We start from the raw sequence: 16,144 nt of genomic DNA, 5'->3' as shown, positions 1-16,144 counted from the left end.
CTGCCAATGGTGAGGCGCGTGATTCAGCCTCTGCTGCTCCAGCAGATTGGCACCTGCCCGCTCTGCAACAGGGCCATCAACCCCAGAGCGCCGCCTGAGCAGCCCTCACGGATGTGACCAAGTCGTAATAGGGTAGCGGCCATGATGCCCCCGTCCGACGAGAAGAAGCCCGCCCCGCCCGCTGGGCCCAAGAAGTGGACACCCGAGGAGAAGGTGCGCGTGCTGGCGGCGGCCCAGGAACTCAAAGGCGAGGAGTTGGGGGCGTTGCTGCGCGGAGAGGGGCTGCATGAAGCGCAGCTGCGGGAGTGGCAGCAGGCGGCCGCGGGGGCGCTCTCCGGCACGGCGAGCGAGCCGCTGCCGGCCAAGGAGCGCAAGCGGCTGGCCGCCGCCGAGAAGCGGGTGAAGGAGCTCGAGCGGGAGCTGCACCGCAAGGAGAAGGCGCTGGCGGAGACGGCGGCACTGCTGGTGCTCGAAAAAAAACTTCAGGCGATGGGGTGGGACGAGAGGCACCTGGCAGACGAGGACGACTCCGGGGACGAGAAGAGCGAGAAATGACGCTCGCCCACGTCGACGAGGCCCTGGAGAAAGGCGTGCGCCTGGAGGCCATCTGCGAGCGGCTCGGGGTGGCCCCGCGCACGATTCAACGCTGGAGGAAGCCAGCCACGGCGGAGGACCGGCGGTGTGGTCCGCATACCCGTCCGGCCAACCGACTGTCCGAGGTGGAGCGGCGCCGAATCCTGGCGGTGGCCAACAGTGAGGAGTTCCGGGACGCCTCGCCCAAGCAGATTGTCCCCAGGCTGGCGGACCGAGGCGAGTACGTCGCCAGCGAGGCGAGTTTCTACCGTGTGCTGCGCGAGGCGGGTCAGTTGGCCCACCGAGGCCATGCCAAGGCGCCCACGCCCAGGCCCCGGGCCGAGCACACCGCCACCGGGCCCAACCAGGTCTGGAGTTGGGATATCACCTACCTGAAGGGCCCGGTGAAGGGCGCCTTCCTCTACCTGTACCTGGTGGTGGACGTCTTCAGCCGGCGAATCATGGGCTTCGCGGTGCACGAAGAGGAGTCGTCCGAGCATGCCTCGGTCCTCATCCGCTGCTCTTGGCAGCAGGCCGGCTGCCCCGAGGGGCTGGTGCTGCATTCTGACAACGGCGGCCCGATGAAGGGCGCCACGTTGCTGGCCACTTTGCAATGGTTGGGCGTCACCCCGTCCTTCAGCCGGCCCCGCGTCTCGAACGACAACCCCTTCTCCGAAGCCCTCTTCCGCACGCTGAAGTACCGCCCCAGCTTCCCGCGGCGGCCCTTTGCGTCCGCCGAGGATGCGCACGACTGGGTGACGCGCTTCGTGGATTGGTACAACACCGAGCACCTTCACTCCGCCATCCGCTTCGTCACGCCTGACGACAGGCACTTCGGTCGCGAGGCCTCGCTGATGGCTCGACGCCACCGGGTGTACCAGCGCGCCCAATCCCGTCACCCGGAGCGATGGAGCCGCGTCACGCGCAACTGGACTCCCGCGGGCTCCGTCCGCCTGGGCCCCTCGCCCAGCCTCATCCCGGCCGTGCAGGAGATGAAGCGCATCGGCTGAACCCTCTCACGCGACATCTACCTTGACGCTCACCGATCGGCCAGCAACTGAAGCGTCCACCGCGCACGCCCCTTGGGTGGCGTCGAGCAGGCGGTGGCCACCAGCAGCGCCTCCTGCTTGCCAGTCAGCTTGCGCGAGGCCCCGGGCCGCTGCCTTTCGTGAAGGGCGTGGTCCACGCCGCCTTCCACGAACCGCCGCTTGACCCGGTACACCGTCGAGACGCTCACCCGGACACTCCTGGCAATCTGCTCGTCGGTGACTCCGACATGGGCTGCCAGCAGAATCTGCGCACGCTTGACGTGGCGCACCCGCCCAGTGCCGCCGCTCACCAGCGCCTCCAACTCCGACTTCTCCTCGGCGGCCAGGGTGACGAGGTAACGTACATTCATGCGCTCCGACTCCGTGAAAGAGGAGTCGGACTACCTCGCGGCCTCCGTGTCGATTCCCTTCTCAACCCATCCCTTCACGGACCTTCAAGGCCAGTACCTGGCCTTCATCCACGCCTACACGAAGCTCAACAGGCGCCCTCCCGCCGAAGCCGACATGCAGCGATATTTCGGCACCACTCCTCCCACCGTCCACCGCATGGTGCTGGAGCTTGAACGCCGGGGGCTCATCCGGCGCAGCGCCGGACAGGCCCGCAGCATCGAACTGCTGCTGGCCCCGGAACTTCTGCCCGTCCTACGCTGAGTCGCTCAAAACCAATCGGTCAGAACCTCTGTGCCGAGGTACTAGGAGCATGAGCGCCTCGGCCACCTTGCCGCGAATGGGCGAAAAAGTGCCGCTTCCGAAGGACGGGCAGTCACTTTGCCAGTCTCTCGATGCAGCCGTAGCACCCGGATGACTGTTGCCGCACCAGCGCCCAATAGGTGTGCAATCTACCCACACGTCTGGGCCTTCCCATGGAAGGCCCAGACGATGGCCTGCCGCAGCTTCTCCAAAGTGGGGAGTCCAATCCTCATCCTCTATTGAGAATCGGACCCCGCAGATCACGTCAACTGCGCCTTGGGTTGGACTGGATGACTGCGAATGACAGCCTGAGTGTTGGCAACCACCCACGCGCCTCGGCACCTGCAACAATCATATCGGCGAACGACTCCTCAGTCGCCGAATCAACATTGCCAGACTGGAGCGTGAGCAAGTGGCCAGTCAGCCGGTGCAAGGTCTCATTGCAGCCACTGAGTCTCAGAGAGTCAAGATCGCCATAAAACTCCCGAGCAGTAATGGTTATCCGATGGGCGTACGAGAGGTAGAATTTAATCTTCTCACCCATCGACATTCCAGCAATCAACCTCCTGCACTCGTCCGCACCACTCATCACAGATCACTCCTGAACATAATAAAAATCCTCACCCTTCAAATCATCCCAGACCTTCACCTGTCGCGGAAGCGACTGAACGTCATAGCCACGTTCAAGAAGAGCTTTCAGTCTCGTATTTCCATTCATCACACGTCCATCAGACATAGTCGTGAGCCCTTCCTTCAGTCCGGGCTTTAGCGATTCAACTATCTCGTCTATTGGACGAGTTCTCCAGTGCGCCAAAGACTTCTTTGCATCTGCATCAAGTTCATACGTCCTATCACTGTGGATCCTCTGCAACTGGGGCTTCGACCCACCTTTCACTGGGTCATCCACGACTTGAGGAACATCCGGGCGGTTGCCTTGCAGCTCCGCATCCCTCTTCCACCGATCGAAGAGATCCATCGTCGGATCAGGACCATCCGCCGCCTCTGTCACGGTGCCTTCTTTGCTGCCCCCAGAATCCCCATTCGCGGCATTCGCCAAAACAGCCAACCCAAGCGACGGATTCGTCGGCCCAGTCACGGAAAGAATCCGCCCGGAGTTGCCAACTCCTACCGCAATGCCCGCGGAAGCTGTTGCGGGGAGCCGCGAAATGTTGACCGATGCGCCCCGGCCGATTTCATGCATCAACGCTACTTGCGCTGTGAAGTTGCCCAGTCCTTCACCAGCGACATAGAGGTCGCCGCGTTCAATCGCGTCGCCCATCTGCGCCAAGCCCCCCGTGAGGCCCTCCCAACTGCTTTGGATGAATGCCCCCGGGCTTCTGACGGAATGCACCAACCCCTCAGCCCCCTGGTTGAAGGTCTCCGCCTGTTCCCGGTACTGAGAACCGCCCATCGTCGCATGGAGGAGCGCTCCAGTCGCGTTGTAGGTGAGTACGCCAACACTCCCGAACACCTTTGCTGCACCAGCACCGTATCCAGCGAGCACCTGGCCTGATTCGACGCAATTGCTCCACGACACCACATCCTTCGCGAAGAAGTTGACGCAGTGTCCTGTCGGGTCTGTGTACCTCAGCGGATTCACATGCCCATAAACGTACCGGTGCAGACTTGGAACATCGTCCACCCGACCCCCGAAGCTGTCGCGGCTGATGAAGCTCCCCAACTCCGAGTCGTAATACCGCGCGCGGGCGTAGGTGAGGCCCGTCTCGACGTCATACTGATGCCCCGTGAAACCCAGCTTGAACTCACCGGCGGCAGGCGTGGAGTCTCCAAGATGGTTACCCCACGCGTCGTACTGCCGCGCTTCGGTGACAGAGCCGCCGGTACTGGTGGCAATCGCGTCCGATACGCTCCCCAGTGCGTCTGACATCAGGAAGTGCGTCGACGTCGTCGAGGGAGCGACGTCGGTCACCGCAAGAGGTCCATCCGCGTAGTGGTAGCGCCGCCGCGTCGACCACGGAATCTGACTCCCATCCGCCTCCTGCAACACGAAATCGTCGTCCAAGACGTAGACAACATTCTCGGAAGCCGTCGTCCTCCTGATCCGCTGGAGGTTGCTGTCATAGTCGTACCGTCCGACCTCCACGCCGTTATCGAAAACAGCCGTCAACGTCTGACGAATGTCCCAGGCAAAGGTGCGCGCATCGCCATTCTGCGTCAGACGCTTCACCAAGTTGCCAGCCAGGTCATACTCGAGCACAACATCGATCGCGGAGTTCTTCCAGTCCTTGATCGTCCGCATCCAGTCCGCGCGATTGAACGTAGTCGTCACATCCCGCGTCGATACCGACTCCGGCACCATGTCGAATGCATCAGGTCCGAGCCCGAAGCTTCCCACCGCCACTGTCGGAGCAACGATCTCGCCTGTACGATTTCCCACTGAGTCCAGCCGATAGAGCGTGGTGTTCCCGTCGGGCCCCGCCACCCCCGTAAGACGATCCATAATGTCATAGCCATATGACGTCACTTCATCCGCGCCGAGCAACTGCGTCTGCGGCGCCGTGCGCGCCTCCACCTGCGTCAACCTGTTCCCGTTCACGTCATACGTGTACGAGTAGCGACTGAGCACCTGTCCGACTGGCTGACAGGCCTCGGACACGCCACCACGAACAACAACCAACTGAGTGAGGCGGCCGACGGCGTCATAGCAGCGCCCCTCGGACACGCCGTTAGACCATTCAGTCCTTTTTGGCAGGGAATCGGGCCAGTAATGATACCCCACGATCCCCGAGGGAAGCGCCGCACTCTGCAAACGCCCCAATGCATCGTATGCGTATGCCGTCTCGATGCCATCCGAGTCCACCACACGCGTGCGGTGTCCCATGGCATCATAGTCATATGCGAGCTGTTTCCCAATACCCAGGCTCAGCCGCGTCTTGACTCGGCCGAGCGCATCGAACGTGAACTCCGTCGTTTCACCGACATTGCCACGAGAGGTCTGCCTGAGCTGACGCTCCTGGGTCACATTCCCTTCTCCGTCATAGGAGAAGCCGTCCGAATTTATCGAGGGGAGCGCTCGGGGCAGAGAATGCTGCAGGTACAGCCTTCCCGTCAGTCTATTCAACAGGTCATAGGAATAGACCGTCCGCTGCCCCTTGGGATCAACTTGAGAGGCCAGGTTCCCATTCGCATCGTATGTGTATCGCCACGTGAGCGTTCCAACGTTGCCGGACGGCGTTGCTCCACCCTCGAACATTGGATAGTTGTCGCGCCGGCCGCCTACCAGCGACTGATGTTTATCCAGATGCTGATGCTCGGCCGTACGAAGGTTGCGGGCGTCATACTCATACGTCGTGAGATTTCCGTTCGCATCTTCCTTCGCGACCAGATTCCTCGTCACGTCATACCTAAAGTATGAGGCGCGAGTCCACGCCACCACAACCCCGGTTCGCTTCCCCATCTCATCATGCGAAAAATGCGCCCGAGTATTCTCCTGTTGGCATATCTCCAGCTCAAGCGTCGCGAGACTCTTCCCCGCGGCACCTCCATGCGGGAGCGTGGGCTGGGCATTGGGTCGTTGCTCGCAATTCAAGAAGCCCGCGTGGTCAAAGACCCTGACAGTGACCTCATTGAGCGCAGTCTCCTCACGAACCCTGTGCCCAAGGTCGTCATAGGAGTAGCGGACATCGAAGGACGCGCCCGTCGCACGCGGCCCCTTCTTCTGCGTCAACTGTCCTGCGGCGTCATACTGGAACGCCGTAGTCGCAGACTCCGAAGTCCCCGCTCCCAACGTCTCCGTGAGAAGACGCCCCGCCCCCTCGTAGAGACGAACCGTCGCGTAGCCATTCGCATCCACGGAGCGCACGACGTTGTTCCCCGCGTCATGGGTCCAGGACTCCTCCGCCACCACCGCCCCTTGACCACGCACCTCGTGGACCTTGCGCCCCAGACCATCGGAACGACTCACCGTGGGCACATCCCGCCTATTCACATGCGTCTGCTCACGGTTCGCATCGTTGTAACTCCAGGACTGACTGTACGTAGCGGCGTGCCCCGGCGACGTGTGCTCGGTCTGACTCAGCAACCGACCAACACCATCGTAGGTGAACCGGGTCACCTGGCCCTTCGCGTCCTTCTCCTGTCTCTTGTAGAGCGCGTCGAACCGGCTCTCCCAACTGTACCCGGCTGGGTCGACCCGGCGGACCTCTCGCTTGAGGCCATCCCGGTACAGCGCCGTCAGATGGTTTCGAGCATCCAACACATCCTCGCGTGTAAGCCCATCCGGTCCCGGTGAATCCTCATAGGTACGCTGACTGATCGTCTTCCAAAAGTTCGCCCCGGAAAAGAGTTCCAACAGCCTTTCAGAACGCACACGTCCTAGAGCATCGAAGGTAAAACGTCGCTCCACGCCCCGCACGTCCCACGTGACGATTGGATTCCCCTCGCCATCGACCGTCTGGAGTTCCATCGCCTCCATGGGGTGCAGCACCTTCACCCGACGCCCCAGCGCGTCGTGAGTCGTCTCCGTGCGCCGCCCCAACGCATCGACCTGTGCGGCCAGCCTTCCGTACGAGTCGTACTCCGTCGTGCTGGTCAGATTGAGCGCCGGCCCCACGCCCGCTTCGTCCGGTTGCCGAGGCAGAGGTCCGCCACTCGCGTCCTCCACGGACTTGAAGACGCGGCCCAATCCATCGAAGTGCCGGGCTTGCACGAAGCCACGAGCATTGCGCGTCCACTCAACGTGCGCCGAGTCGTCATGAACAGTCTGGGTCGTGTAGACATGCTGGCCCGACGCCTTCGCCACCGTCTCCACCGCCGAGAGCACACGATTCAGGCCGTCATACGTCGTGCTCCGCATGCGGTGCTGAACACCTCCAGCCGCCCACGACGCCTGCGTCACATTGCCCCGCCCATCGTGACGACGGCGCTCCACCCGCCCGCTCGCATCCGTCAGGACGACGGCACGCCCCATCAAGTCATACTCCACTGTGCTGGCGTGCCCGTTCCCATCCACCTGGCGAACCCGCTGGCCCTTCAGATCATACGCGGACGCCAACGTGTACCGCACCGCGGACGAGCCCTCGGCCGCTCCCGGCACCTCGGGGGTCTTCTCCTCAATGACGCGATAGAGCGAATCCAGTCGGTACGTCCGGTCATGCCCCGACACGTCCGACTCCCACACCTTGTTGCCCACGACGTCGTAGGCGAACCGGGCCACCGTCCGCACACGTCCCACTTCGTCAGAGCTCCCCGCGTTCGCAAGGAAGCGAGGACCGTCCGCCACGGAGACGGTGACTTCCACCGGGCGGTCCGCGTAGTCGTACTGCGTCGACGTCAGGACACCCCGCCTGTCCGTGACTGACGTGCGATTCCCAGCATCGTCATAGGTAAACTGGATCTCCAGTGTCGTCTCAAGCCCTCCTTCGGACTCCAGCGTGCGCACTCGTCGACCCGCTGCGTCCAGGCCGTGGGTCCGGACGAAGCCATCACCAATCACTTCCCTCCAAAGCGCGCCTCCCGCCGTGTACTCCATCGTGCGCGTCGTCCCCGGCCCCTGGGAATTGAGTTGTTCCTCCTTCACCAGTCGGTCCAACCCATCCCACTCCTGGACCCGATGGCGCCCGAGTCCATCCTGCTCCGCCAGCAGGCGGCCTCGAGCGTCGTGCACATACGCCACCGACAACGTGGACGTGCCATTCACCTGGAGCGTCTTCGACTGCAGTTGGCCATGGGCGTCGTAGGCCGTGGCACTCTCCACATGACCATCCGCGCCCACCGTCTGAACCCAGTCCCCCGTGAGTGCTCCCAACGGGCACGAAGCGTTCTCGACGCCGCAATACCTCCACCGCAACACCACGTCCTGCGGAGACTCCGCCAGCGAAGCCACCGCCTCCGCGCATGTCGATTGAGACGACAGCACCTGGCGAGACACCCGATTCACATAGCGACGCGTCTCCAGGAGCCGCCCCGTACCGAACGGCAGGAGGTCCTCGGGCGCATCCCCCGTGGAGTCCACGCGAGACACCGTGGCATACCCTTCCGGGTCCACATGACACACGAGCACATTGAAGCTCGCGTCGTAGCCCCACTTCTCCACCACTTCCGAGACACTCTGGCCCTGGGCATCCGTGACGCCCACCGTGGCCGCCACTCCTTCGGAGGCCGGAAGCGCAGCTCCCTCGATGCGGCGCGCAATCAGGTTGCCCTTCCCGTCATGGGCGAGATGCGTCACCCGCCCCCGAGCGTCCTGCTCCACCGCGCGTGTCCGATGCAAGCTGTCCCACAGCGCACCCGTGCGTGCCACCACTCCCTCGGACACAGGCCGCTCCAACTCCGCGACGGCCCCGGCGGCAATCATCCGATAGCGTGTCGCGGGCGCCTCCGGCCGGGGCCCCTTCACTTCGGTGGCGAAGGTCGTGAGCGACTGCCCCAGCACGGTTCGCGACTCGGGCGCGATGCTGTACGTGAAAAGGGTGGTGGCCTCACGCAGCGGCTGCGTCGAGAGCGTCTCCACCACCGTCTTCACTCGCTCCTCCTTGTTCATCAGGAGCAGGTAGCCATCCTCACCGGGCATCTCTTCGCTGGCGCTGTGGTAGGTGTAGCGAACCACCTGACCATCCGGTCCGGTGTGCTGCGACATCCGCGTCCGTCCCAGCTCGGCGGCACCGCTCTCGTAGGAATACGATTCTTGCCTGGCCGGAGCACCGCTCCCACAGCTCCCGTCGTGACGAGCCACCCTGGCCAGCCTTTGCTGGTTGTCATAGTCGTACTGAATGCAGACATTCAGCGGAGTCAGGGTGGTGGCATCCACGCTGGTCGCGTGATGCAGTTCCACGCGCTGGAGTCGCAGGCGGCCCGCCTGACGCTGGTGACTCAACTGGAGCAGGCGACCACTCGACTCGTCATGAATCCGAGTCAGCGCCCTGTCCACCGAAGCATCGCCATAGCGCAGCGACACCTTGTGCCCCGTCGAAGCAACGATGGACGTCAGGCGATACCTGGCCGGGTACACCGACGTGTCCAGATATCCATGCCGATACTCCACACCTGACTTCGAGCGGAAGATGAACTCGCGGCCCGCTCCCGTTCCCTCGACACGCAGCGTTCCGTGGAAGCCACGCTGGGGCACACACCCCACGCCCTCCCCCGTGCAGTTGAATGCATGCCCGCTCCCTTCACCTCCCACGACCACGTAACGGAACCCACTCCCCGCGGGCAGGACCGCCCCCTCGTAACCATGCGACCAGCCCGGTCCCAGCAACCCCTCTTCGGCGACACCCGAGGAATATGTCCGCGTCCACGCCAGCCCCACGCCTCGGCTGGGCGAATCGACATCCGCCGCCTGCTTCACCAGATGCCCGTCCACGACACTGACACCCTTGACAAAGGTGTGCGTGACCGGGAGCTTGCCGATGCGCCCCACAATGGTCGTCAGGGGCACCGCTTCGTGAAAGGCATCTTGATTGGGGTTCTCAGGAACCAGCGTGACCTCCAGGTCCTCCGTTCCCGCGGCCCCAGGGGGAACGTCCGCCCATGCGAAGCCCGCGAGCCCCAGGGTGACAGAACCGCTCAGGGGCACGACCTCCGTGATTCCCGCTGCATCCGTCCGCACCCTGGCCGAGGCCAGCTCCGTCCCCATGCGACTGACCACGAGGCGCCCATTGGTAAAAACCTTCACCCCCAAGTGCGCGGGGATCGCCACGGGGGCCTGTGCATCCTCATCTGGGGGCTGACCTGGCGCGGGCTTCTGTGCGGAGACGAAATCCCAGGCTGGCAGCATCCATCGCGCCGCCAAGGGCAGTCCCGACAGCACAATGTCTCCATCCGGCCGCAGGATTTCGACTTCATCGCTGGCCTGCAGCACTTTCAGGGGTGGAGTCGCCGCATGGTCCTTCGCGTAGAGCTCGAAGCGAACCCGCCCACCTTGCGTTCCCGCCAGGAGCGGCAGGATGCGCAGGGGATCAGCCGCCGCGGGCAGCACGATGTCGTTGTCAGCGTCACGCTCGAGATTCGCACCGTCGAGCACCAAGTCCCCTGACGTATGCGGCTGGACCGTCATCCGGGCATAGATTTGCCCCGACGTGCGGTTGCGCACGGATATCCCCACTCCTGAATCGGAGGTCAGGGCCATTCCACCGGTCGGAACAATCACGCCGCCCTGGAGACGCCGACGCGATTCGAGCGTGGGGGTCGTGGAACTATTGACGAAGAAGAGGTCACGCTCGCAGCACACCCTCACGACCTGATTGTTGGCGCGACGCTCGTAGACAGTGCCGCTCATGAGCACCCGCTGGTAGCCATCCGGCAGCAGGTAGCGCTGCCGGAAGACCACGGTCTTGTCGTCGTCCAACGGTTCGGAACCAATCTGACTCGGGACCGTCAGCGCCGACGCGAGCACGTCCCCATTGGGATCCACCCGGGTCTGGATGAGGATCCCCACACCGAGCAGGTCCGGCTCTTCGCCAGTGACAGGAATCCATCCTGGAGCACCCTGCGGCCATCGCAGGATCTGGAGGGTCATGACCCTGGGTGCGGACGTCTGGTAGGCCCCGTTGAAGTCGCTATTGCTCGTCGCCCGGAGCGTGTACCTCGCGAACGTATTGACGTTGACCCAAACAGTCTTGGTGAGAGCCCCCACCGTCGCCGTCACGTAGTAGTAGCCATTGCTGGTACCTGGGATATAGCCAGGCCCTACCCAACCATTCGTATCCGTCCACTCATCGAGCGCCATGAGTTGCATCGGATTGGCGGTGTCCAGGACATGGGGCGTCACCGCGTCCTGGACTCGGAAGAAGCGTCCCGTGGTCACCGACTGGGTCCAGGACACGTTCTGATTCGCACAGGCATTTCCGTAGCGGTCCAAAACCCTGGCATAGAGTGGCGAGACGAGCTGAATCGCCGCCTCCTGAGGAGCGCTGACATTCGCCAAGCGCTCGAACACGGCGGGAGCATCTGGAAGCCCCACATGAACGAAGGGCGCCGGAAGCGTGAAGATCTGGGTGCCGTTCGTGGTCTCCGCCGTCACCGCATTGTATCCCAGGCGTTGCTGATGAGGCGTTCCGGCGCGGAGAAAGGAGATCCGCAGGATGTTCGTATCGGGAAGGACCCGAACCGACGCAAGCCCACTCTCATCCGTGAGGACCGACAGTTGAGAAGCAGGCGCCGTGCCTCCAGACACGGGAAGGAACGTGGGCAGCGAGGGAGCATGCCCCTTGAACGTCACCGACGCCCCCGACACAGGTTCCCCATTCGCGGTCGTCACCCGCACCGTGACGGGCTGGGGAAGCGGCTGCCCGACAACACCCTCTTGGAAGTCCGTGACCGCGAGCTTCTCGATGTGCGCGACCTGACTCACGTCATCGACGGTGAGGCGGGTCTCCCAGACCAGCGCCTTCGATTTCAGTCGCAGGATGCCCTCATGCGGGCCTCCGTCCCACAGCATGAGCCATGCACGAGCGTAGCCTCCACTCATACGCGTCTCGATACCCTCGAGCTGACGCTCGAGTTCCGCCAGCACCTCCACGCGATAGGCGCTCGCGGCCTCGTCTCCGCGGCGAATGGCCTTGAGGGACAGCATGGCCCTCCTCAACTCTTCGCGTGATTGTTCGAGCACGCCGCGGTCAGCATCAGAGGGCCACGGGGAATGCCAGAATCGCTCCCACCAGGGAGACTGAGAGCCAAGAGCATCATGCGCCCTGGTCAGCGTCTCGGAGAGCTCAGCCTGGGCAACGTCTCGCCGCGACTCCCAGATGGCACGTGCGTCTTCATAGGCTCGCGTCCGATCCTCGCCCAGCGACGCGACTTCGCTCCAGGGAGGCGGGCTGCCCTGCGCCACGGGCGCATCCGACTCTCGTGGTGAATAGACATCCAACCACTCCGGAGCCGGTTCTTCTGCTCGCGCCGTCATCACCCCCAGCAGCAACAGCCCTACGAATACCCATCGGCTCGGCATCATCGAGTCCCCCTGCACAGCTCTCAGTCGCAATTTTCCACCCAAATCACTGACATCCAGATTTCACACACACCAAGACCAGGAAGGCCCACGCGTACCGCAAGCAAGGCCCTGCCCTGGGGCAATCAAAGTCAGGTCAGAGAAGTGCGTCGCACTCCAAGCTGACGACTCCTTTGCAATTGGCTTTCCAGGGAAACAGCGACATGTCGGCCCCGCCCCCACACGACATGAGGAGCCCAGCCCGTCGACGCGGCCGGCCCACACCACCTCAGTGTGATTCCATCCAGAGCGCGGGAGCCACGGAGGGCAGGCACCACGCCAGCGTCCCGAAGCACGGACAACCGTCTACCGGGGGGGACGGTTGTCCACTCCCCGTGGCCCTGGCCCTCTCGCCCCGGCTCAGGCGAGCGCTCCCACTCCTCGTGGGAGGACGCCAGCCCAGCGATAGGTGATGCAGGGACGACGGAATACCCCCTGGGGGTGATACCCCGGTAAACCTCCCCAGGCGCACAGTGGTCCTCCTCCGCGCCGCCGTCCGACGGCGGGGACACTTCACGGGGGAGACTTCCATGCAGCCTGCCGTCCTGGCCCTGGCGATTTCGAGCCTGCTGTTGACGGGACTCCTGGTCCGCACTGCCCTCCAGCTCCGAGCCGTCCGGGCCCGATTCAAGCCCGTGCTCGACGTGGAGGCCGAGCGACAGCGTGTCCTCTCCTCCCTGGAACGCACCAAGGCCGAGTCCGAACACATGCTCGCCACCGAGCGCAACCGCGTCGCCTCCGAGCTGGCCCGGGAGCGCGACCTCGCGGACGCCGCCATCCGGGGCGCGAAGGCAGACCTGGAGCAGGTCAGGGCGTCGACGGACCATGCCATCCGCCTCGAACGAACCCGCGTCGCCTCGGAACTCACCCAGGCCCGCGAACAAGCCCAGACCGAACTCACCCGTGCTCGCGAGCAAGGCCGCACGGAACTCGCTCGCGCCAGGGAACAGGCCGACGTGGCCGTCCGGGAAGTCGAGGCCCGACGCAATCAAGCCCGCGAGGAACAGGCCCGCCTCGAACCCCTCATCGTCAAGCTGCGCGCCGAGCTCCGCCCCCTCGAAGAAGAGACCATCCTCCGCTCCTACGGGTTCTACAAACCCATCTACAACCTCTCCTCCTCGGAGAAGTACGAACACCGCCTCGACACCCTCCGCGAACGACAGAAGGCCATGCTCAAGAACAAGCAAGCCGCCTCCTGCAAGATTGAATGGACGGTCAACGGCAGCAAGGCCGAGGGCAAGAAGCAAACGGAGCGCACCCTCAAGCTGATGCTCCGCGCCTTCAACGGCGAGGCGGACGCCTGCGTGGCCAAGGTGACGTACAAGAACATCAAGGCCATGGAGGCCCGCATCCAGAAGTCCGCCGAGGCCATCAGCGGCCTCACCGAGATTCAGCAGTGCTTCATCTCCACCGACTACGTCGAGCTGAAGCTGGAGGAGCTGCGCCTCGCCCACGAATACGAAGAGAAGCGCCAGGAGGAGAAGGAAGAACAACGCCGCATCCGCGAGCAGATGCGCGAGGAAGAGACCGCGCAGCGAGAACTCGAACGCGCCAAGCTGGAGGCCGAGCGCGAGGCCCAGCGTGACGAAGAAGCCCTGCGCAAGGCCCGCGGGGAGCTGGAACGCAGCAAAGGCGCCGAGCAATCCAAGCTCCTCGAACGCATCGCCGAACTGGAACGCCGCGTCGCCGAGGACCAGGAGCGCCAACGCGCCATCTCCCAGGCCCAACTCACTCGCACCGGCCACGTCTACGTCATCTCCAACATCGGCTCCTTCGGAGAGGACATCTACAAGGTCGGCATGACGCGACGACTCGTGCCCCAGGACCGCATCGACGAGCTGGGCGATGCCTCCGTCCCCTTCGAGTTCGACGTCCACGCCATCATCCGCACACCCGACGCACCGTCGCTCGAAGCCGCGCTGCACCGCACCTTCTCCCACCGCCGCGTCAACCGCATCAACGAGCGCAAGGAGTTCTTCCGCGTCACGCTCGACGAGGTGGCCAAGGCCGTGCGCGAACACCACGGCGAGTTCGAGCTGACCCGCATCGCCGAGGCCGCCGAGTACCGCAAGTCGCTCGCCCTCGCCGAAGGGGAGCGCCACGACAGCCCCACCTCGCTCCGCTCCGAGCGCGCCGTCGCCTGAGCCGCCACCTCTTCACCCCGCACCAGGCGCTCCCACCTTCAACCCGACTCGCGCGCCTTCGCCCCACGCATTCCAGTCTCCGAAGAGAAGAACACCCTGGCACTCACGACGCAGTGCGTTCTCGTTGGCGTCCCGCGGCACGGCTCGCGCATTCCACCCGACGTGCTCGCTTGGCACCTCACCGAGCTTCAGCTCCTTGGCACGCAAAGAAGTCCTGCCCTTCACATGGAGCAGGAACGTCACGCCCCGAGGCGCTGGGACAAAAGTGGAAACGTGGCATGTTGCGCCCGCGATGGCCGTCAGCGTTTTCGACCTCTTCAAGATTGGTATCGGTCCCTCGAGCTCCCACACGGTGGGGCCCATGCGAGCCGCGCGCACGTTCGTGCTGCGACTGGCGGAGCATGGCCACCTGGAGAAGCTCACGCGCCTGAAGGTGGAGCTGTTCGGCTCGCTCGGCGCCACGGGCAAGGGCCACGGCAGCGACAAGGCGGTGGTGCTCGGCCTGCGCGGGGACACACCGGAGGCCGTGGACGTGGAGGCCATTCCCGCCATCGTCACGCGCTGGCGCACCGAGGGCCGCATCAGCGTGCTCGGCCAGCGGGACATCGTCTTCAAGGACGGCGAGCACCTGGTGATGCACCGCCGCCGCAGCCTCCCCTTCCACCCCAACGGGATGCGCTTCTCCGCGTCCGGCGCGGACGGCGTGGAGCTGGACGCGTGCGTCTACTATTCCGTGGGCGGCGGCTTCGTCGTCGATGAGTCCGCGGCCACCGGCCAGGACCCGCTGCGCAAGGACACCACGCCCCTGCCCTTCCCCTTCCAGTCCGCGGCGACGCTGCTGGAGTTGTGCGAGCGGGAGCGCATGCCCATCAGCGCCCTGATGATGGCGAACGAGAAGACGCTGCGCTCCGAGCAGGACATCCGCACCGGGCTCTTGCGCATCTGGGACGTCATGCAGGCGTGCGTGCGCCGGGGCTGCGCGTCCAGCGGCATCCTCCCGGGCGGCCTCAAGGTCGAGCGCCGCGCGGCGGCCATGTACCAGCGCCTGCTCAGTCGCCCCGAGGCCGGCCTCACCAACCCGCTCACCGTGCTCGACTGGGTGAACCTCTACGCGCTCGCCGTCAACGAGGAGAACGCCGCCGGAGGCCGCGTCGTCACCGCGCCCACCAACGGCGCGGCCGGCATCATCCCCGCCGTGCTGCACTACTACTGGCGCTTCTGGCCCGGCGCGAACGAGGACGGCGTGGTGCGCTTCCTCCTCACGGCCGGCGCCATCGGCGTGCTCTACAAGGAGAACGCCTCCATCAGCGGCGCCGAGGTCGGCTGCCAGGGCGAGGTGGGCAGCGCGTGCTCCATGGCCGCCGGCGCGCTCACCGAGGTGCTCGGGGGCACGCCGCTCCAGGTGGAGAACGCCGCCGAAATCGCGATGGAGCACAACCTGGGCCTCACCTGCGACCCCATTGGTGGCCTGGTGCAGGTGCCCTGCATCGAGCGCAACGCCATGGCGTCCGTGAAGGCCATCAACGCCTCGCGCATGGCGCTCTCCGGCGACGGACGCCACTTCGTCAGCCTGGACAAGGTCATCCGGACGATGCGCGACACCGGCCGCGACATGAAGGACAAGTACAAGGAGACCGCGCGCGGAGGGCTCGCCGTCAACGTGCTCGAGGTCGCGAACCTCAGCGTCGGCCTGCCGGAGTGCTGAGCGGAGCCCGGGGGCCGGGCCAAGCCCGCCCCCA

General features: G+C 64.5%; 6 protein-coding genes and 1 pseudogene. 5 read left to right on the top strand and 2 right to left on the bottom strand.

Features of this window, described 5'->3' with window-relative positions; translation table 11 throughout:
* The first annotated feature begins 141 nt into the window (after nt 1-141).
* Entirely contained in the window at nt 142-555 is a 414-nt protein-coding gene (locus tag HUA76_RS41550; RefSeq protein WP_174464039.1) for a transposase, read from the top strand.
* Nucleotides 552-1,583, top strand: coding sequence for an IS3 family transposase (locus tag HUA76_RS41545; RefSeq protein ID WP_174464038.1), 1,032 nt, complete (start codon nt 552-554; stop codon nt 1,581-1,583). The genes HUA76_RS41550 and HUA76_RS41545 overlap by 4 nt, the downstream gene beginning before the upstream one ends.
* 38 nt (nt 1,584-1,621) lie before the next feature.
* On the opposite strand, the pseudogene HUA76_RS41540 reads toward HUA76_RS41545, so the two are convergent.
* Nucleotides 1,622-1,972 (bottom strand): annotated as a pseudogene (locus HUA76_RS41540) (helix-turn-helix domain-containing protein); the annotation flags it as partial.
* Here HUA76_RS41540 and HUA76_RS41535 point away from each other — a divergent pair.
* Nucleotides 1,971-2,273 carry a LexA family transcriptional regulator gene (locus tag HUA76_RS41535; RefSeq protein WP_174464037.1) on the top strand — a complete coding sequence of 101 codons (303 nt, stop codon included), beginning with the start codon at nt 1,971-1,973 and terminating at the stop codon, nt 2,271-2,273. The pseudogene HUA76_RS41540 and the gene HUA76_RS41535 sit on opposite strands and share 2 nt — an antisense overlap.
* Nucleotides 2,274-2,907: 634 nt before the next feature.
* Here HUA76_RS41535 and HUA76_RS41530 read toward each other — a convergent pair.
* Entirely contained in the window at nt 2,908-11,847 is an 8,940-nt protein-coding gene (locus tag HUA76_RS41530) for an RHS repeat-associated core domain-containing protein (protein ID WP_254614821.1), read from the bottom strand.
* 944 nt (nt 11,848-12,791) lie between these two features.
* Between HUA76_RS41530 and HUA76_RS41525 the strand changes: the two genes are divergently transcribed.
* A complete protein-coding gene (locus tag HUA76_RS41525; RefSeq protein ID WP_174464036.1) occupies nt 12,792-14,405 on the top strand; it encodes a DUF4041 domain-containing protein in 1,614 nt (537 codons plus the stop codon).
* 292 nt (nt 14,406-14,697) lie between these two features.
* Complete coding sequence (locus HUA76_RS41520; protein WP_174464035.1) at nt 14,698-16,110, top strand: L-serine ammonia-lyase; 1,413 nt, start codon at nt 14,698-14,700, stop codon at nt 16,108-16,110.
* Nucleotides 16,111-16,144 lie beyond the last annotated feature (34 nt).

It is taken from the genome of Myxococcus sp. CA056, assembly GCF_013336715.1.
Classification (GTDB): domain Bacteria; phylum Myxococcota; class Myxococcia; order Myxococcales; family Myxococcaceae; genus Myxococcus; species Myxococcus llanfairpwllgwyngyllgogerychwyrndrobwllllantysiliogogogochensis.
Note: the sequence above shows the minus strand (reverse complement) of the source record. Positions and strands in the feature narration are given on the sequence as shown.